Below are 20,031 nucleotides of genomic sequence, written 5' to 3'. Positions count from 1 at the left end.
AGTGATAAAGAGGAAGAGATCATAACAACTACAGCAAATATTAAAGTGAGGATTCTGTAAATATCCATTTTCTTAAACATAGATAAGTTCCCCCTTCCTATATAACGCCTAGTACATTATATATTTTAAAGGTCAGACCGTGGGACTTCAAATAAATACAAAAAAAGGAGGGAGAATGGTACCCGCTAAGCGAAGAACCATCCGACTGTAAGTAGCACTAATAGGTAAAGAGCACAGGCGATGACTCCAAGAAGCAACAACTACATAGACCACCAATTTGGACAATACGGGACAGGCTGGTGTGGATGCTGCTGTGAGCAATAATACAGACTAAGCTACAAGAGAGAATGCGAAGGTATACTCATACATTCCATGTTCAAGTATTTATGATTGAACTTATTTTCTTCTAATATTTAACTGTTAATAGAATTATTGAAAAGCTATAATGCTAATAATGATTTGAGTGTACTTGGAGAAAGAGGTTGAGGGTATAGTGTTGAAAAAATGGCCATTATTATTGATGATAGGTATTCTCATGGTGGCATCTGTGAGCTGGAATAGTGGAGTATCTTATGCAGCTACAGAATATACTTGGGATAAGTACAAGGGCACTGAGGTCAGGACATATAGATTGACTGCGGTACCTGGAAGAGTCGAATATATGGATCAGGAAAGGTTTTTTGCAGCTTTAAGTCAAACCCCAAATGTGTATGGAGATTTTAGTGGCTATAAAACAGGGAAAACAACTGGAGTTGTAACCGAGAGTATAACGGATGATGTGTACAAATTTACAGTTACTGATTTTCTTCGCGATCAAGAGCCTGAGGTTGTAGAGTATATAAATCCAAGAGGCGGAATTCCTCATAGATGGAATGGAACTAGTGATATTCAAATTTTTATGAGAGGGTCAGAAGCGGCTTCTTTGTCTGAGCTGTTTTATGAGGGGACACCCAGTGAAGGACGCTTTCAATTTAATGCTAACGATATATATTTAGTTACATTCTGGTCCAGTACCGTAAGACTTATCAGTGGGATGTCTGCTGAGGCGCTAATAGAGGAAGGTCCTCACACGTTTAACAATCGGGAGCTTGTAGGTCAAGTAACCAGCGAAGATCCTGCAGCTTATCCGCAAGATGGGATTTCAGAAGGTTATTATTATGTTTTAAATGGTGCTGGCAACAAAGAATCAACAGATGATGGAGATAGCCAATAAAAACAAAAGAAGAGATAACATTGTGTATGGTGCTTTATACATGATGTTATCTTTTTTATTGTGATGCTCGCATTAGAAAATTTAGTAATGAAAAAAATGATGGAAATTTAATTCCCAATGAAAACCATTTTAAAAGATCGGGATATATGCCTTTAAAATAATGACAATTTTACGGATGGAGCCGTAATCTATAACTACTTTTTTTGCTGTCTTTATTCAATCCTAGGGATATTATTCCGATAATTCAAGTATATACAGTTTGGTGTTAATTGAAATGAAATCCGTTTGAAAACAAAAGAAATAATTTTCGGAATTTACACAGAAGTCCAGGTGCAAGTAACCTGATGCTATATTGTAAAGGAGGTGCAAGAATCCAAAATAATATGAAATGTGAAAAAAAGTTAAAACAAATTAGGCAGTACATCGCTGCTTTACTGGCTGTTTGGTTGTTCTGTATACATACTGTGCCTGTTTTTGCAGACAGGGCCTTTAACGATATTGAACATTCCTACGCAGCTGATGCAATTGAAGCCATGGCTGCTCAAGGGTATGTTACGGGTTATCAGGATGGTAGTTTTCGACCTGTACATTTTATATCGCGGCAGGAATGGGCGAGTATTTTCGCTAAAACCTTAAAACGAACTTCGGTTAACAAAAGCATTACTCCTTTTAGTGATGTGTCACCGTGGGCTCTGTCCTATGTGCAGACCTTGCAAGCAGAGAACATTACCAAAGGAATTAGTGATCAGTTATTTGGTGCAAAACACAATATGACTCGTCAGGATATGGCAGTGTGGTATGCCAGGTATTTCGGTGTCTCTGAAGATACCCGCGCTTCCGATAGATCCAGTTTTGTGGATCAGTCTGATATATCAGACTATGCACAAACGAGCGTATGGCTGATGGAACGTTTGGAGCTGATCGAGGGGGATACGAATCATTATTTCCATCCCAAAGAGTCTGTGAGACGGCAGGATGCTACACTGGTAGCGTATCGGATATGGCTAGGTGGCGACGGTCTGAGAGAACGTGCCAAGCGTTTGCTGGAGTCATTAGGAAATGGAACTGCAACGACGAATCAGCTAGCCAGTCCACTGGAATCGAAGAAGATCGTGGTCGACCTGGCGCCAGAAATTAGTCACCAGCGTGCGAATCCGGAGATCGAAGAGCCTAAAGGCCACAGTCCAAGACCCGATCCACCGGTATCTCCGGTAACACCTACAGAGCCGAACCCGGAACCGCCAGTTGTGCGACCAGATCCCGGTCCCAAACCACCAGTGACACCACCAGTGACACCACCAGTCATACCGCCAGTGACACCAGTGACTCCCTCAGAACCACCGGACCATTCTTCGGATTTTCTAGTGGATGAGGTCGTAATCAAGGCGCCCGAGTTGGTCAATCAACCGGAAACGTATCCTTCGTATCAGCTGTCCTTTGATCTCTACAATAAAGGGCACTTGGTAAGCATTCCCGCTGTAAGCGTCACAAGTGTTACTTACACATTTAGTGACACATTAGGTGTATTTGATGAACATGGGAAAATTGCGCATTCCGAAAATATACCTGCTGCTGATGGTTACATTCCTGTAGAGATGGAAGTCATCATTGCTAAACCCCATCAGGTGCTTAAAGCACAGACCAAGCTGATCGTGAAAGGAATGACTCCTCCGGTAGAGGACCCGAGTGTAATCAGGTCCGTATACTTGGCGACGTACACCATTCCACAGGCCACGACTCTAGACCCTGATGGCTGGAGCATGCCCTATGTATTTCAAAATGCAAAGGGAGAGGTCATACCGTCCGGTCTATTGCCGTCAGATTTAAAGCTTCGGATAGAGGATTCCAGAGGGATATTTGACGAGGATGGAAATATTGCCAATCTGCATCTGATTCCTGTATTGAACTCTGTCATTCCATTCAAGATTGAGGTTGAGTCACCCTCTCAGGGAATTCACTTTATATCCGATGCCGAGTTAACTGTAGTACCAGGAGCACGCAAAAAGCAATATTTTGCTATCTCCATGATGCTGCAGGGAAAAGATGCGGGCAGTACGACCACGGTAGAGCAAATTGAGCAGTCACGTCAATTACTGATGGATCACTTTGGTCCCAACGTAAAAGTGACGTGGGCCATGGAAAATAGATTTATTTTCGTGGAATCAAATCGTCCGCAGCTTAAAAAGGTTTTGGAATACGTGGATCAGTATGGCGATGAAGTCGGGATTTTGGATGGGTATCCGAATAATCTGTTTGGTCTCCCTGAATGGGAAGCACAGATGAACGAGTGGTTGTATATGTATCGTTATAATGCACTCAATGAGCTGCACCAATCTGGTTCGTTGGGATCACCTTCGGTGTTTGAAAGCATGGATACAGACCAATATCGAAAGTATCTGCCTAAATCATTGACCGGCTTTACGGTGAATCCTGAGCAGGCCCAATGGCTTAAGGATCATTTTAAGATCACCTCAGCGATGGGGTGGTCGGCTACACAGTATAATGTGAACAACATGTATGGTGAGGGGTCACCTTTGATGCCTTACTGGTCCCATAAGGATAATCCGATTGTTCCGGCACAGGGGCTTACAAATAATAGCGGTATCGTATTTATGAACTCGATTACGATTGATCCGATTGGATCACGTTATACCAAAGATTCCTCACGTTGGACTCTCCATCCGGGCGATCCATATGTGACCGAAACGGATGCGGCACCACAACTGTATATAGCGCAGCAGTATTTAGATAACCCGTATCAACGTTTGAATACAGTAAACTACATGTCCATTATTTTGGATGTCAACTGGCTTGCCAAAAACCATAACATGTCTCAAATATGGGAGAACTTTGTGAATCACTTCCCTGTTGACCGTGAGGTTGAGATTGTGGGCGTGGACGGGCTGAAACAGATTTATGAATCGGTAGCTGGATTGAGTAATGATCATACGGAGTTTTCGCTCATGTTTAGAGGCTCAGGCTTTAAGGCAGTTATGGACTCCAATAATTCACCAGCCAATCTGCGTTACTTGTGGACTGAAAACGCCTCACAGCGGATTATTTTATCCAAGGAGGATGGAGATGCGGCATGGTCCATTATTGACTTTACTGACTATACCCGAAGTCCGGTTCCGAAGATGGCATACAATCTGGATAAGAACACGGATGTAAGCTATGTCACTGGAAGGAACTTTAAGCTGCATCCTACAGCTCCGTTAACAGCAGATGAAATTCAGCGCGTAAAGGATCGTTTGAAGGAGATTTACTTTGCAGAAGAAGTAAACTATCAGTAAGGGTTTGGAATGACAGAATTTTTAAGACTTGAGGTTTTATGAAAAGGGGGTGTCCCAACAGCCATGGAAATGGTTGTGGGACGCCCCTTTGTTTTAGAGAAAAGGTTTTACACCCATTCAATAACCTGATCTACAGATCGCCGGGTTTTGCCTCGCGGCTCGTTCAGACGGTATCCAAATGCCACCATACAGGAAATACCGAAATGTTCGGCATCCATAATGCCTTCTTCGGAGAGGATGCGTTCGATTTCCTGTTTATTAAAACCTTCGATAGGACAGGAATCAATGCCGATTTGAGCTGCGGCAGTCATCATGTTACCCAGTGCGATGTAGGTTTGTCGGCAGCCCCACTCGAACAAGGCTCTTTTATTTTCCTCCAGCCCAAAATCTGATTTGAGAAAGGCATCATACACTTTCTCTCTGCCTTGAATCACTTCAGCGGGTAATTGCTGCACGTTCTCCATCATACTCTTGATATAATCGGAGGAGGCTACCATATCTTCAGGAAGTCTAGAGAGGATGAGTACAAAATGACTGGCTGTTGGCAGTTGTTTTTGGGCCCCCCAAGAGTAAGGCAGCAGCTTCTCACGCATAGCGTTACTCTGAACGACAACAAATTTCCAGGGTTCAAAGCCAAACGAACTCGGGGATAAACGGCCTGTTTCAAGAATAAAGTCGAAGTCAGAATCGCTAATTTTCTTATGGCTATCAAATTCCTTCGTTGCATGTCTGAACTCGTATGCAGATAAGATTTGATCTTTAGTAGTAGTTAAGGTTTCCATCGTTATTCCACTCCTTATGGATGTGATTAAAATTGACGCTTACCAAGTGACATGCTTAATATTAGAATATACATGATCGTTTTTGAAGTACGCACATTAATGTGCTGTAGTATATAAAATGATACCAAGGAGGAGAAAAGCCTATGCGCAATCGGAAAGGCGGCTTTGGGGAATGTACCGCTGGAAATGATCAGGCGTGTCCAGTTGAGTTCACGCTGGACGTGATTGGGGGCAAATGGAAAGGGATTATTTTATATCATCTTATGTATGGGACTAAGCGATTTAGTGATTTTCGGCGGATCTGTCCGGGAATTACTCAACGTATGCTGACACTCCAATTGCGTGAGCTGGAAGAGGACGGAGTCGTTCACCGTGAAGTCTACCAACAGGTTCCTCCTAAGGTCGAATACTCTCTAACTGAATTTGGAAAAACGCTGATCCCGATTATTAACCTGATGAAGGATTGGGGAGAAGAATATAAAACAAAACAGCGACCACCAGAAAGCAGCCTTCAGCAACCTAGCCCCAATGTGTAGGTTTTTGAGACGGCTCCACGAAAAAAGACCTGGCCATCATTTTGGCAGGTCTTTTCATTTTTAAAGTGAAATGATGCAAAGTTCGTTTTTCAGTTGACAGTAAGGACGACGCTTGATATATTTCTTACGATATTGATAATCATTATCATGTGTATCGGGAAGATCATCTTCACAATATATAGGGGGCTAATCAGTTGAAAAGAAAATCGTATTTTATGATGACAGCTATGTTACTTGTATTGTCTGTATTCATCAGCGCTTGCGGCGGAAATAACAATGGAAGTAATCCGGCTTCATCTTCAGGAGATAAGCAAGAGTCGGCTACTACTGGAGAGACTAGAAGCTTTAAAACGGTTAAAGGGGATATTCAAATTCCTGCTAAGCCCCAGCGCATTGTAACGGATTTTTACGGCGGAGAATTGCTGTCCGTGGGTGCTAACGTGGTGGGTGTGGAGCCGACTGCGTTTCAAAATCCTTTTCTGACCGATTTGCTGAAGGAAAAAGGAACCAAAGAGGTGGGTGATCCGACCAATTTGGAAAAGACGCTGGAACTCAAACCCGATCTGATCGTGGTTATGAAGGATACGAATTATGAGGCTCTTTCAAAAATCGCACCTACCCTGTACATTCCGTACGGTACGACGACTAATATCTATGATACGGTCAAGCTGTTCGGCGATATCACCGGGGAAAAGGAGAAGGCTGAGCAATTTATTGCTGCATTTGATAAAAAGGCCGCTGAAGGTCGCGCACGTCTTAAAGGTGTGATTGACGAAAAGGCGACTTTCGGTCTGTATGAGCTGACGGACAAAAACGCACTTTGGATCTTTGGCGACAATGCGGGGCGGGGCGGTCAAGCTGTGTACAATGCGCTCAAACTGAACATGCCAAAGAAAACAGCTAACTCCAAGGAACAAACGGTGCAGCTTTCGATGGAGGTATTGCCACAGTATGACGCAGATTATATGTTCCTGACTACGTATGACCCGGAGAAAAAGGGTGACGCGCTCAAGCAACTGAAATCGTCCGCTGTGTGGGGGAATCTTCCTGCGGTAAAGAACAATAGAGTGTTCTTTAACGATTTTGATACATATTATCGCTATGATCCAATCGCTATTACCGGGCAAATTGATATGATCGTAGATATGCTGGTCGAAAGAGAAAAAGAGAATAAAGCTAAACAATAGGTGTGAGATTCTGCGTTGTGACGAATTGTCCAAAACAGATAGGAATTCGTATAATATACGCAGTATCTAGCAATAAAAACCAGTCCAACATGAATCATGTTTGGACTGGTTTTTTATTTACTATTTCGTCGTAATTTCGATAGTATCTTCTTTTTGTATCCAATCAGTTATTTTTTGAAGAAATGTTTTGGAACAGGTTAAACACGGTTATGAGCAGACTAATTCGCTATTCGACTGCGCACCATCAACAAGGTTTGGTCTTTGATTTGTCCGATTTCACGGATGAGTGCGGCTGTCTTGGTCTCATAGGAGTATTTGACGTCCAAGTCTTTCAGCGAAGCAAGGTTAATGTCGACGGTAAGCAGGGCAGATTGAGCTGCTGCTTCGAACAGGATCGCGCCGATGCCAAGATCCGAAATCACATTTTTATTGGACATTTCCACAATGTTATAGGCTTGCGATAATCCGTCCCGGCATACTTCCAGCAGACGCATGGGTACCTCAATGGCAGCGATCACCGCTGTCTGTAAGGAATGGGTACGATAGCGCTTTTCTTCGTCTGTTTCCTTGGGCAAGCGCAGTGCGGTCATGTACTGTTCAAAGGATTGGATGTCTGCGACCATTAGTTCCTCACAATGTGTAGACAATCTTTCCATGCTACTAATGACATCCGTGATTTGTTCATGGATGTGCGCATATTTTTCTCCTTGTGAAAGGTTGGCGGTCATGGAGGTCATAGCCGCGCCTAGTGCCGCAGCCAATGCGGATACACTTCCTCCGCCGGGGGTAGGCGCTGCACTTGCAGCCTCTTTCAGAAAATGTCCGATGGAATTGTTCCACGACAGTTCACTCATGAATAGACCACCTCTCTGGAGTAGTGTTGCAGATGTATCGCTTTGAGCAGATTTTTGTACAAAATCGCAGTCGTTAAGGTGCCAACACCGCCGGGAACCGGAGAAATGGCATGTACCTTTTCACCCACGTTTGAAGCAGCGTCACCCACGATTTTTCCTTCCAGCGTCTCGTTAATTCCTGCATCCACGAGAATCAGACCAGGATGGACCATATCCTGCGTAATCACATCAGGGCATCCGACTGCAACGAAGGCAATGTCTGCATGGCTCAGATGCTCTGCAATATCACGCGTACCTGCATGACAGGCGGTAACGGTGGCATTTTCTCTTTGCAACATGTGGAAAAGGGGAAGTCCCACTGTCTGCCCGATGCCCACGAGAGTGACATTTTTGCCTGCCAAGGTGTGACCGTAATGCTTGAGCAGCTCGATACAGGCTTGAGGTGTTGCGGGATATAGTCCGGCGTCACCTGTTACGGTAGCCAGCTTGTTATCAGGTGTTATTCCATCAATATCCTTGTAGGGGGCGATGGATTGTTTAATAACGGAGGCAGAAAGATGTTGGGGAAGCGGCAGTTCCAGCATAATGCCATGTACATGGGATGCATCGTTCAGTCTGCCGATCAGGTGCAGTAGCTCGGCTTCGCTAACATGACGATCAAAAGTATGGAGATGAAATGAGATGCCCAGCTTCTCCGCTATTTTTTGCTTGGTCCGTGCATAGTATGCAGATGCCGGATCGCCTTCTACCAATAGGGCCGCCAGATGGGGACGGTGTCCTTGCTGCTTCATTTTTTCTACCTGTGAACGGATCGTTGCATATACTTGCTCAGCTGCTTCTTTGGATTTCATGATTATAGCCATCGTCCGAGCCTCCTCTGAATTTATCGCATGATTTATCAACAGGGTGTCATGGTCTTAAAACGAAAAAAAGTATTTGCACAAGGTCGTCAAGACAGACGAATCCTCTGCAAATACTTCTCCCAGGCGAACGGTACGCTTTTTTTGTATGCTCCCTCGTGGTTCATTCCACTGACTTCGCCAGTCACATACAGCGTTATTATGTCTTATATTTTAACAAATAATCATCAGAAAAGAAACCCGCGAACATTTGGAAAACGGGTTGTGTTACTTGTCTATATGACAGATGTCATATACCCGAGCTGACGTTTATGACTACAGCGCCTAGAGGCTTTACCTTATACTGAGATTAGATCAACATGTACGCCTAACAGGATCAAGGTATAGGCGTCATTTTAAAGGAGGATCTTAATGAGTATGACACAACTCCCATTAGCCCAATTGAAAAAAAATATGGCTCCCTATGAGAAAATAAACACAAAATCCAGCGTTCTGCAACTCATCAATACCTTGGGTCCACTGATCCTATTGTGGTATGCTGCTTATCTTAGTCTGTCGGTTTCGTACTGGCTCACACTTCCAATTGCCATTGTTGCATCGGGGTTTGTGGTACGGACGTTTATTATTTTTCATGATTGTGGTCATCAATCCTTCTTCAAAAGCCGCAAGCTGAACGACATTGTGGGAACGATTACAGGCATTATTACGCTCTGTCCTTATCACCAATGGAAAAATAGTCACGCGATCCACCATGCAACCAGCAGTAATCTGGATAAAAGAGGCACAGGTGACATGTGGGTGCTTACAGTAGAAGAGTACACAGAGGCTTCCACATGGACACGGTTGGCCTATCGCATATATCGAAATCCTTGGGTTATGTTCGGACTAGGTCCGATCTATACTTTTTTGATTTCCTACCGGTTTAATATCAAGACAGCCAAACGCAAGGAAAAAATGAACACCTATGTGACGAATATATCCATCGTTGTATTGTACGCACTGTTGTCATGGGCTATTGGATGGCAGGCCTTCCTTCTCGTACAGGCACCTATCTTTTTTGTATCTGGTATGTTGGGAATCTGGCTGTTCTATGTACAACACCAATTTGAGGATTCGTATTTTGAGCATGATGAAGAGTGGAGTTATATTAATGCAGCCGTAGAAGGCAGTTCTTACTACAAGCTTCCTAAAGTATTGCAATGGATTACGGGCAATATCGGATTTCATCACGTTCATCACTTGAGTCCTAAAGTGCCAAATTATAATTTGGAAAAAGCGCATGAAGCGACACCGTTACTTCAAAAGGCAACCACGATCACAGTGAGTAGCAGTCTGCAATCTTTGAAGTTCCGACTTTGGGATGAAAATACGAAAACCTTTTTGACCTTTAAACAAGTGAAGCCGCTCCTCAGCAAACGTGTTGCAGTTACGAAACCCATCCCTACACCTGTTGTAAGCACAGAAAGAAAATAACTTTGTACAAAACTTGGTATGATAAGATAAGGGATATAAGTCATGTGAAGTAGAAGAGGGTGGCAGGATGCAAAAATGGTATCAGATTTTCCAAAGAAATACAGGGATTAGCCCTTATGTGTGGGTCGTCTTTTATATCCTGCCCTTTTACTACTTTAGCTCTTCATCTACAAGTCATATTATTCTGGGTACTGCTATTATTTTGGTATTCTTTGCATGTTATGTATTGGCTTTTGTCTCAAAAGGCTGGCTCATATACTTTTGGACCAGTGTACAGATTGCCATATCGATTACCATGACACTGCTGTTTAGCTATATGTATTTTTCCATATTTATCGCCTATTTGATCGGTAATATTAAAAGTAAGGCTGCATTTACGACGCTGTATATAATTTTAATGGTTATTACGATTGGATTGATCAATTACGGTTTTGTATCTCAGAATCCCGTCTTTATTAAACAGATTCCTTTTATCCTGCTCAATCTGATCGGTGTGATTCTCCTTCCGATTACGAATTTTAATCGCAACAAAAGCGATCGGCTCCAGGTCCAATTAGAGGATGCCAATAAGAAAATATCGGAATTGATTAAGCTGGAGGAACGGCAAAGAATTGCGCGTGATCTGCACGATACCTTAGGTCAGAAGCTGTCACTCATCGGGTTGAAGAGCGATTTGGCGGGCAAACTGATGGATCAGTACCCGGAGCGGGCTCATGCTGAAATTAACGATGTTCGTCTCACGGCGAGAAGCGCGTTAAAAGAGGTGCGGGAAATGGTTACTCAAATGCGCGGTATGCGACTAGAGGATGAGCTGTTACGTATTCGGCAGATCTTAAAGGCTGCTCACATTGAATTGACCTTGGAGGGCGACCCGAAGCTGGAGCATACATCATTAATGAATGAAAATGTACTTAGTATGTGTATGAAGGAAGCAGTGACAAATGTGGTTAAGCACAGTGGAGCCACCGCTTGTTCCATCACTATTGAGCCGTCTCGTAAGGAATTAACCCTTCGGATTCAGGATAATGGAGTCGGTGCTACGGGGGAAAATGGGGCCTTTCGGGGAAATGGCCTGAAAGGAATGAAGGAAAGGCTCGAATTCGTGAACGGATGTATGGAGCTGCGTTCAGATCAGGGAACGACCTTGGTCATTAAAGTGCCCAATATCACTGAAAAGCCGAATGAGGAGGTGGGGCCATGATTCGAATTGTTATCGCGGAGGACCAGCGTATGCTGCTGGGTGCTCTAGCCTCCCTGCTAGACTTGGAAGAGGACATGAAAGTAGTCGGAAAAGCAAGCAACGGGGAAGAAGCTATAGAACTGGTGAAGCTGCACCAGCCAGATATATGCATTATGGACATCGAAATGCCGATTAAGAGCGGATTGGATGCGGCTGAGGAACTCAAAGCCTTGAACTGCAAGGTACTGATTTTAACTACGTTTGCTCGCCCCGGGTATTTTGAACGAGCGATCAAGGCGGGGACACACGGTTATTTGCTCAAGGACAGTCCTAGTGAAGAGCTGGCTTCCTCCATTCGAAGTATTATGGCAGGTCGACGTATTTACGCTCCAGAACTAGTCGATGATGCTTATGCCGAAGTCAACCCGCTAACAGAGCGTGAAAAGACCGTTTTAGCGCTCATCGCTGACGGAAAGAATACAAAAGAGATTGCTGGTGAACTGTATTTAACGACAGGGACGGTGCGCAATTATATTTCAGTCATTCTCGATAAGCTGGGTGTCAGTAACCGGATCGAGGCAATTACACGTTTTAATGAAAAAGGTTGGTTTAAATGAGAAACAGGGACGCTATGAAGCAAAATGTAGCGCTCTGTTTTTTTTGTTTTATCCATAGATTTGGTATGCCTTTAGCGTACTACCTTGTGATACAATAGGATAGTTGTCCACAGGATGGACTGGAGTACAAGGAGGAGCAGAACTGCATGAAACAAGCCCCATTTATAGCCGTTGAAGGGCCAATCGGAGCAGGTAAAACGACGTTAGCTTCGATGCTTTCAACCGAGCTACATTTACCGATAATCAAAGAGATTGTCGAGGAGAACCCATTTCTCGATAAATTTTATCAAAATATAGATGAGTGGAGTTTTCAGCTGGAAATGTTCTTTCTCTGCAATCGGTATAAGCAGTTGGAGGATACTGGTCTGCAATATATCGAGAAAGCTCAGCCCGTTATTTCTGATTACCATATCTACAAGAACTTAATTTTTGCTGAACGTACGCTTAAGGGTGTGAAGCTCGAAAAATATCGTCAAATCTATCATCTGCTCACAGATGATATGCCTAAGCCGGACATTATCATTTATATTAAAGCAGATTTGGATACCTTGCTTGGGAGAATTCGCAAGCGTGCACGCTCTTTTGAACAGGAGATGGACCCCGCCTATCTGGAGCAATTGATAATAGATTATGATAAAGGCATTCAGTTTCTCGCTGAACAGTCCCCTTCCCCTCGTATATTGACCGTGAACGGGAATGAAATTGATTTTGTAGAAAATCAGGCACAATTTAAACAAATTGTTTCCGATGTAAAGGAGCTTATATAGTGAATAATTACAATATTCCTGCGAATGCCCTGATTACGGTAGCGGGTACAGTGGGTGTAGGTAAATCCACGCTGACTGGTGCTTTGGCCGGACGCCTTGGTTTTAAAACCTCTTTGGAGCAGGTCGATCATAATCCCTATCTGGAGAAATTTTATCACGATTTCGAAAGATGGAGCTTTCATTTGCAAATTTATTTTCTCGCGGAACGCTTCAAGGAACAAAAGAATATTTTCTTGTCTGGTGGAGGTTTTGTGCAGGATCGTTCTATTTATGAGGACACAGGCATTTTTGCGAAAATGCATGCCGATCAGGGAACGATGAACCCTACCGATTATGAAACGTATACTAGCCTGTTTGAGGCGATGGTGATGACACCGTTTTTCCCGCACCCTGATGTGTTGATCTATTTGGAAGGCAGCTTGCCCTCCATACTGAGTCGGATTGAGGAGCGCGGTCGCGAGATGGAGATCCAGACCGAGCGTTCTTATTGGGAGCAAATGCATCGCAGATATTCCAATTGGATCAACGAATTTGATGCCTGTCCTGTACTGCGTCTGAACATTGATGAATATGATGTACACGACCCAGCTTCCATGGATGCCATTTTGGAAGAAGTAGGAAAAGTGATATCAAAAAAATAGAGATATAACCCCAAATAAATAACAGGGACTGTGGTACAATCAGTATAAATCATGCTGATAGACTACAGTCTTTTTTTGTCGAATGAACATGTTAAAGCATGAGATATGACTAACGGTATAGTGGACAAGTTTAGGCTGGAATGCGAGAATAGGTACATATGAATTGTAATGACTCACGGGAAGGATGGGATACTGTGATGCGTTTTGGTATTGTTGGAACCAACTGGATAACAGAGAGGTTTATTCAAGCTGCGATGGAGACGGACGAATTTTCCCTGACGGCGGTGTACTCACGCACAGAGGATAAGGGCAAAGCTTTTGCTGACAAATATAATAGCCAGCCGGAGGTTTTTACAGATCTGGCGCAAATGGCCGCAAGTGATCAGGTCGATGCCGTATATATTGCCAGCCCCAATTCCTTACATGCGGAGCAGGCGATCTTATGTATGAATCACGGAAAGCACGTGTTGTGTGAGAAACCTTTTGCGTCTAATACAGCAGAGGTGAAGAGCATGATCGAAGCCGCGCGCAACAACGATGTTCTGCTGATGGAGGCCGTTAAATCCACACTTATGCCTAACTTTAAAATAATAAAGGATCATATGTATAAAATAGGCCGGGTTCGGCGTTATTTTGCAAGCTACTGTCAATACTCCTCACGCTTTGATGCTTTTAAGCAAGGTAAGGTATTGAATGCGTTTAATCCGGCCTTTTCCAATGGTTCCTTGATGGACCTTGGAGTGTATTGTTTGTATCCTATGGTGACTTTGTTCGGCAAACCTGAGGAGGTTCGGGCGGTTGGTGTACTTTTATCCTCTGGTGTCGATGGCGAGGGCAGTATCGTGATGAAGTATCCTGATATGGATGCTACCGTCATGTATTCCAAAATTACAGATTCCTATCTGCCCGCTGAAATTCAGGGTGAGAATGGAACGATGGTGATCGACAAAATTAGTCAGCCCTATGAGGTGAAAATTCATTATCGGGACGGCACGATTGAGGATCTAACCAAAGCTCAGACGCGTGAGCCAATGTATTATGAAATTCAGGAATTTATTGATTTGATCAAGAGTGGTGAACGCAACAGTTCCATTAACTCCTTGGAGTGTTCACTTACAGTCGCTGAAGTGATGGAGGAGGCAAGACAACAATTCGGCCTTCGTTATGAAGCAGATTTGAAAAATACTTCTGCACATTAGTCAGTGGAATGATCAAGATTGCAATGCATAAAGGGCTGCCGATTTTGCAAACTTTGCAAATATACGGTTAGCCTTATTTGGCTTTGTAGCCCTAAAAGTGTAAGCATGAGAAAATTGAGGAGTCTCGTCAGCTTTACACGCAAACGAGCCGGTTTATTCATGCTAATCCCGAAATCGGCAATCAAGAATTTCAAGCTTCCCAGGCACTGACGGGTATTTTGGAGCAAGCGGGGTTTGAGGTAACTCGTAATGTAGCGGGACACGAAACCGGATTTGTTGCCCGTAAGGCTTCTGCTAGACCGGGTCCGAAAATCGGATACTTGGCTGAATATGATGCATTGCCCGGTCTGGGCCATGCTTGTGGCCACAATATTATCGGAACTGCAAGTACGGCAGCAGCCATCGCCTTGTCGCAGGTGATCGACGAAACGGGAGGTGAGGTGTATGTGTTCGGTACACCAGCGGAAGAAGGCGGTCCTAATGGCAGTGCAAAAGGCAGCTTCGTGAAGCACGGGCTGTTCGAAGGGATTGATGCTGCACTGATGGTTCATCCATCCGGTGTGACCCGGCTGACCTCACCAAGTCTGGCAGTTGATCCGCTAGATTTTCATTTTTACGGCAAAGCGGCTCATGCCGCAGGATCACCAGAGCAGGGAATCAATGCGCTCGATGCGGTGCTGCAGTTGTTCAGTGGTATCAATGCTTTGCGTCAGCAACTGCCGACCGATGTGCGTATTCATGGCATCATTACGCATGGAGGAGACGCGCCCAATATCATTCCGGACTATGCGTCGGCACGCTTTTTCATTCGGGCAAGTACTTGGCAGCGCACAGAGGAGGTTTCCACGAAAGTTCGCCATATCGCAGATGCTGCTGCTTTGGCAACAGGAGCCACAGTGAAAATCGAACGTTTTCAAAATGAAGTGCGTGATTTCATTCTGAACGATACGCTGGACGAGGTAGTAAGTCGTGAACTGGAAGCGCTGGGAGAACAGCTGGATCGTGGCCCTCGTGCCGGACTGGGTTCGACGGATGCGGGAAATGTAAGCCATGTTATCCCGACTGCACATGCTTACATTAAGATCGGTCCAGATGATCTCATCGCTCATACGGTGGAATTCAGGGAAGCGGCTGGCTCTGAGAAGGGTGAGGAAGCCTTAGTGATTGGAGCCAAGGCGTTAGCCTTGTCAGGCTTGGAGCTACTGGTGAATGATACACTACTGGTTGCGGTGAAGGAAGATTTTAAGCGTACGCATTCAGCAACACAGTAAGCCAAGTCCACACAGGGCGTAGCAGAGCCGCCTAATATGAGTGTTATAGTTGAAGAGGATATCCTACAGTCTGGTTGGCTGCAAGGATATCCTTTTTCATTTTCTTATAAGCTGCTATCATTGCTCCTCAATCGCTAGATCACTCATAACCTCATTTTTACAAAGTACTATATTTCCAAAAACAACGTATTAACATTTGATTGTTATGATCGTATTTATAACTTTTACATATTAACTGCACAGAGGAGTGTACACATGTTAAAGAAGTTTCAAAAGTGGTCAGCAACATCTATGTCTGTTGCTCTTGCACTAGGTTTGATTACTGGCATGTCAGCCTTACCTGTACATGCGGAGTCATCAGGGAATACAGGTCAAGGGATTAGTAAAGTTACAGCTACATTTTATGGAGACACAAAAGTCTCCAAAGGATTTACTTGGTATACTTCAAAACTTTTCACGAAGAGCACTGTTCAAGTAATCAAGAAAACGGCTTCTGAAGCTGATTTTACGAGTGCTCTTACATTTGAAGGCACTTCCTCTCCATCGACCAATTCTGCAGAAGAGCTTGTCCATAAAGCTGTAGCTACAGGTCTTCAAGCGGACACAGCTTATTATTATCGTGTGGGTGATGCAGCGCGCGGGATATGGAGCGAAACAGGCACGTTTCAAACGGCTCCTAAGAGCGGCGAATTTACCTTCATTGATCTAGCTGATACACAAGCAAAAAGCGAAGATGAAGCCATATTATCTTCACAAACGCTCGAAAAAGCACTACAAACCGTAGGTAATGCTCAGTTTGTAGTCCACAACGGAGATATCGTAGACACGGGTACCAAAGAAGAGCAGTGGGACTGGTTGTTGGGACATTCACAAAATAGTCTTTTGAATACAACCATTGTTCCTTCAGCAGGTAATCACGAGGATGAGAACTACGCTTTTTATGATCACTTTAATATCAATGAACCAGCTGGTTCTGCTACTAAAACAGGAGCGTACTACTCCTTTGATTACAGCAATGCTCACTTTATCGTACTGAACTCCAATGAGGACTCAGAGAAATATGCCAATTTTTCTGAAGATCAAGTTGAATGGTTAAAGAAAGATGCTGCGGCAGCCAAAAGGGCAGGTGCAAAGTGGATCATTGTTAACATTCATAAAGGTCCCTACACTACCTCTAATCATGCAACAGACTCTGACATCATAGATAATAACGGAGTTCGTAACCAGATCGCGCCATTAATGGCCGAGCTAGATATCGACTTTGTTGTGCAAGGGCACGATCATATTTACGCTCGTACGAAGCCAATCAACAAAGAGGGTAAAGCAACAACGTCAACCAAATTAAAAGATACATTAAATGATAAGACGATTGAATATAGTGTGAATCCAGATGGAAGTATTTATGTCATCCCAGCAACCGCTGGCCCCAAAGTCTACTACAAGAATCCAAGCGAAAAACTTGGAGATAAGTATTATAATCTCTTTGAACTAGCTGAAGAGAATCATGCGGCAGTATATGGCCCAGATCCGAGTGACAATCGTAGACCCACACGAGGACAAGTACAGAATTTTGTTGGCATCACGGTAGACGAAAATAAACTTACAGCCGTAACGTACGAAATTGATCAAAACAAAAATGATGCTAAACCGTTTATTGTGGATCAATTCGGAATCATCAAAAAATATCAGTAAAATTGATTTAATAGTTTCTAAATGATCATAAAAGGATATCCTACAGTCTGTTTGGCTGCATGGGTATCCTTTTTCATTTTCTTAGGGGATATCTACTATTGTACTTGTAATACTTACGCCCTGTTCGGAAGCTGGTGAAACGTACATAATGCAATTAACGACTTTACAAGTTGAAACATGGAGTGACTTACAGGAGGATGAAACGACGATGGCTTATCAAGAAATCAATGGAGTACGAGTATGGGGAGCACCTGATCCAGGGGCATTATCTCAAGCTCGTACATGTGCCGAAAACGGTAATGTGATTCAAGCGCTGCTGATGGCAGATCATCATAAAGGCTACAGTCAGCCGATTGGCGGTGTGATGGTGTATGACGGACAAATTTCGCCTTCAGGTGTCGGGTATGATATCGGTTGCGGGAATAAGGCAGTAAGAACCAAGCTGTTTGCAGCAGATATTATGCCGCGTATTTCAGCTGTGATGGATGAGATTGCACGTCATATTTCGTTTGGCGTAGGCCGTGTGAATGCGATTCAGGTAGACCATGAGCTGTTCGATGACCCGGATTGGGCAGTATATGCAGCGATTGGGAAACAAGAACATGACAAACTGAAGTCCTTGGCGAGAGAACAGCTGGGTACAGTAGGGAGTGGCAATCATTTTGTTGATGTATTCGTGGAGGAAGCGACAGGGCAGGTCTGGATTGCCAATCATTTCGGTAGCCGGGGCTTTGGGCATAAAACAGCAAGTGGGTTTCTAAACTTAGCTGCTGGACGAGAGTTCCTCGGAAAGGCGCCGGGAGAGCATATGGATCAGCCGCCTGTGCTGCTGGATATGAACAGTGAGCTGGGGGACATGTACTACCGTGCGATGCGCCTTGCTGGACGCTATGCGTATGCGGGACGTGACTACGTGATAGAACAAGTGCTTGGTATTATAGGGACTGAAGCGGACTTTACTGTGCATAACCACCATAATTACGCATGGAAAGAACAACATGATGGGCGTGACACCATTGTGGTCCGCAAAGGCGCTACTCCCTCGGCACCTGGCCAGATGGGCTTTATTGGAGGAAGCATGGGCGATATTTCGGTGATTGTACGCGGAAAAGATACGGTAGAAAATCGGGATTCCTACTATAGTACAGTTCATGGGGCAGGTCGTATTATGAGTCGTACCCAGGCAGCCGGTAAAATGAATTGGAAAACCCGCACACGGAGTGGTGGACAAATCACGGATGTACAAATGAAGGAGGCCGTTCGGAACTATGGTGTCGAGCTGCGCGGAGCTGGTACAGATGAAAGCCCGTTCGTCTACCGTAAACTTCGCGAGGTACTGGACGCTCATTCCGAGACCGTGGAGGTTATGCATGAACTGAAGCCTATTGGGGTATGCATGGCTGGGGCTAATGAATTTGACCCTTATAAGGATTAATAAAAAGACTATGCCCGGTAGAAGTGTTCATTCGCCGAGCATAGTCTTTTGAGTACATAAATGAGTATATAATAGAAGGAATTCATTGCTTGATGCGTTTGTTAGTAGCTTTATGTTTACAGCTTATCAGCAAAAAGCTGTTCTTTAATATAAGCGACTGGCATTTCTTGGCCTGTCCACAGTTCGAAGGCCAATGCGCCCTGCCACAGCATCATGCCCAGACCGTTAATGGCAGTTGCACCTACGGATTCGGCTTGTTCCATCAGCTTGGATTTAGCTGGGCTGTACACTACATCGGTTATGATCAGGTCGGAACGAAGCATGGACACATCTTCAATCACACTTTTGCCTTCCAGTGGTTTCATACCAACACCTGTACCGTTAGCGAGAATATGACTTGTGCGGATCTCTTCACGTAGCTGTTCTTGATTTTCCAATGGATAGATATTCGCCTTAACTTGGGTGTGTTTCATATCTTCATTAATAATACGGACATTCTCTTCTGCACGAGCAAAGAACTGATCGTTACGGGCAAAGATTGAAATTTCAGCCAGACCTGCTTGAGCCGCTTCAATAGCAATCGGTGTAGCTGCGCCGCCAGAGCCGACAAGTGTCATTTTCTTACCTTTCAGGTCAATGCCGTGTTCACGCAAGTTACGAACATAACCAGATCCATCTGTACTATAGCCTTTCAGTTTACCATCTGTGTTCACGACGGTGTTGACTGCACCTGTAAATTTAGCGCTGTCGTCCAGCTCATCAAGGTACTGTAAAATAGCTGTTTTGTTAGGCATGGACACGTTATAACCACGTATGTTCAGAGCGCGCATCCCCCGTACCACTTCTTCAAGTTGTTCATTTCCTACTTCAAAGGCCATATAAGCGTTATTCAGGCCCAGCTTTTCAAACGCAAGATTATGCATAGCCGGGGATAAAGAGTGTCCGATTGGTGTAGCAAGCAGTCCGATTAATTGTGTTCTTCCGTCAATACGTCCAGCATTTTTCATAATATAAGCCTCCAAGTAATCTGT

Annotated in this window: 17 protein-coding genes and 1 riboswitch; of the genes, 13 read left to right on the top strand and 4 right to left on the bottom strand. The window is 44.2% G+C overall.

Going from position 1 to position 20,031, the window contains the following annotated elements; translation table 11 throughout:
- Positions 1 to 490: 490 nt before the first annotated feature.
- Complete coding sequence (locus tag ACQW03_RS06775; protein WP_220031435.1) at positions 491 to 1,213, top strand: hypothetical protein; 723 nt, start codon at positions 491 to 493, stop codon at positions 1,211 to 1,213.
- A 383-nt stretch (positions 1,214 to 1,596) separates the two neighbouring features.
- The gene (locus tag ACQW03_RS06770; RefSeq protein WP_441948896.1) at positions 1,597 to 4,506 is read left to right on the top strand and encodes an S-layer homology domain-containing protein; all 2,910 of its coding nucleotides are present in this window, start codon (positions 1,597 to 1,599) and stop codon (positions 4,504 to 4,506) included.
- 107 nt (positions 4,507 to 4,613) lie between these two features.
- On the opposite strand, the gene ACQW03_RS06765 is transcribed toward ACQW03_RS06770, so the two are convergent.
- Positions 4,614 to 5,288 carry an NAD(P)H-dependent oxidoreductase gene (locus tag ACQW03_RS06765; protein ID WP_023987121.1) on the bottom strand — a complete coding sequence of 225 codons (675 nt, stop codon included), beginning with the start codon at positions 5,286 to 5,288 and terminating at the stop codon, positions 4,614 to 4,616.
- A gap of 143 nt (positions 5,289 to 5,431) precedes the next feature.
- Here ACQW03_RS06765 and ACQW03_RS06760 point away from each other — a divergent pair, with 143 nt between their 5' ends.
- Positions 5,432 to 5,824: a winged helix-turn-helix transcriptional regulator gene (locus tag ACQW03_RS06760; protein ID WP_025721270.1), complete on the top strand. Its 393-nt coding sequence runs from the start codon at positions 5,432 to 5,434 to the stop codon at positions 5,822 to 5,824.
- Positions 5,825 to 6,018: 194 nt separating this feature from the next.
- Positions 6,019 to 7,011: an ABC transporter substrate-binding protein gene (locus ACQW03_RS06755; RefSeq protein ID WP_104496661.1), complete on the top strand. Its 993-nt coding sequence runs from the start codon at positions 6,019 to 6,021 to the stop codon at positions 7,009 to 7,011.
- Positions 7,012 to 7,229: 218 nt separating this feature from the next.
- Here ACQW03_RS06755 and ACQW03_RS06750 read toward each other — a convergent pair whose 3' ends face one another.
- Positions 7,230 to 7,865, bottom strand: a complete 636-nt coding sequence (locus tag ACQW03_RS06750) for a cyclodeaminase/cyclohydrolase family protein (protein WP_023987124.1) — start codon at positions 7,863 to 7,865, stop codon at positions 7,230 to 7,232.
- Positions 7,862 to 8,728, bottom strand: a complete 867-nt coding sequence (locus ACQW03_RS06745) for a bifunctional 5,10-methylenetetrahydrofolate dehydrogenase/5,10-methenyltetrahydrofolate cyclohydrolase (RefSeq protein WP_441948892.1) — start codon at positions 8,726 to 8,728, stop codon at positions 7,862 to 7,864. The genes ACQW03_RS06750 and ACQW03_RS06745 overlap by 4 nt, the downstream gene beginning before the upstream one ends.
- Before the next feature lie 110 nt (positions 8,729 to 8,838).
- Positions 8,839 to 8,923, bottom strand: a riboswitch (ZMP/ZTP riboswitch).
- A 213-nt stretch (positions 8,924 to 9,136) separates the two neighbouring features.
- Here ACQW03_RS06745 and ACQW03_RS06740 point away from each other — a divergent pair.
- The 9 genes from ACQW03_RS06740 to ACQW03_RS06700 all read left to right on the top strand — a co-directional run bounded on the left by ACQW03_RS06740 (position 9,137) and on the right by ACQW03_RS06700 (position 19,000).
- Positions 9,137 to 10,198 carry a fatty acid desaturase gene (locus ACQW03_RS06740; protein ID WP_071639671.1) on the top strand — a complete coding sequence of 354 codons (1,062 nt, stop codon included), beginning with the start codon at positions 9,137 to 9,139 and terminating at the stop codon, positions 10,196 to 10,198.
- Between the two features lie 67 nt (positions 10,199 to 10,265).
- Positions 10,266 to 11,399, top strand: coding sequence for a histidine kinase (locus tag ACQW03_RS06735; protein ID WP_441948890.1), 1,134 nt, complete (start codon positions 10,266 to 10,268; stop codon positions 11,397 to 11,399).
- Positions 11,396 to 11,995, top strand: coding sequence for a response regulator transcription factor (locus tag ACQW03_RS06730; protein ID WP_013308918.1), 600 nt, complete (start codon positions 11,396 to 11,398; stop codon positions 11,993 to 11,995). Before ACQW03_RS06735 ends, ACQW03_RS06730 begins: the two co-directional genes overlap by 4 nt.
- A gap of 146 nt (positions 11,996 to 12,141) precedes the next feature.
- Complete coding sequence (locus ACQW03_RS06725) at positions 12,142 to 12,762, top strand: deoxynucleoside kinase (RefSeq protein WP_023987130.1); 621 nt, start codon at positions 12,142 to 12,144, stop codon at positions 12,760 to 12,762.
- Positions 12,762 to 13,403 carry a deoxynucleoside kinase gene (locus tag ACQW03_RS06720; RefSeq protein WP_013308920.1) on the top strand — a complete coding sequence of 214 codons (642 nt, stop codon included), beginning with the start codon at positions 12,762 to 12,764 and terminating at the stop codon, positions 13,401 to 13,403. The genes ACQW03_RS06725 and ACQW03_RS06720 overlap by 1 nt, the downstream gene beginning before the upstream one ends.
- A gap of 197 nt (positions 13,404 to 13,600) precedes the next feature.
- Positions 13,601 to 14,602: a Gfo/Idh/MocA family protein gene (locus tag ACQW03_RS06715; protein WP_075153781.1), complete on the top strand. Its 1,002-nt coding sequence runs from the start codon at positions 13,601 to 13,603 to the stop codon at positions 14,600 to 14,602.
- A gap of 113 nt (positions 14,603 to 14,715) precedes the next feature.
- The gene (locus ACQW03_RS06710) at positions 14,716 to 15,873 is read left to right on the top strand and encodes a M20 family metallopeptidase (RefSeq protein ID WP_441952326.1); all 1,158 of its coding nucleotides are present in this window, start codon (positions 14,716 to 14,718) and stop codon (positions 15,871 to 15,873) included.
- A 255-nt stretch (positions 15,874 to 16,128) separates the two neighbouring features.
- Positions 16,129 to 17,565, top strand: coding sequence for a purple acid phosphatase family protein (locus ACQW03_RS06705; RefSeq protein ID WP_076293361.1), 1,437 nt, complete (start codon positions 16,129 to 16,131; stop codon positions 17,563 to 17,565).
- Positions 17,566 to 17,773: 208 nt separating this feature from the next.
- The gene (locus ACQW03_RS06700) at positions 17,774 to 19,000 is read left to right on the top strand and encodes an RtcB family protein (RefSeq protein WP_076293362.1); all 1,227 of its coding nucleotides are present in this window, start codon (positions 17,774 to 17,776) and stop codon (positions 18,998 to 19,000) included.
- Between the two features lie 116 nt (positions 19,001 to 19,116).
- On the opposite strand, the gene ACQW03_RS06695 is transcribed toward ACQW03_RS06700, so the two are convergent.
- Complete coding sequence (locus ACQW03_RS06695; RefSeq protein WP_071639679.1) at positions 19,117 to 20,007, bottom strand: shikimate dehydrogenase; 891 nt, start codon at positions 20,005 to 20,007, stop codon at positions 19,117 to 19,119.
- Between the last annotated feature and the right edge of the window lie 24 nt (positions 20,008 to 20,031).

Source organism: Paenibacillus sp. DRB1-1, from assembly GCF_052119485.1.
Taxonomy (GTDB): domain Bacteria; phylum Bacillota; class Bacilli; order Paenibacillales; family Paenibacillaceae; genus Paenibacillus; species Paenibacillus polymyxa_B.
The sequence above is the reverse complement of the archived record's forward strand: the minus strand, read 5'-3'. Positions and strand labels throughout refer to the sequence as shown.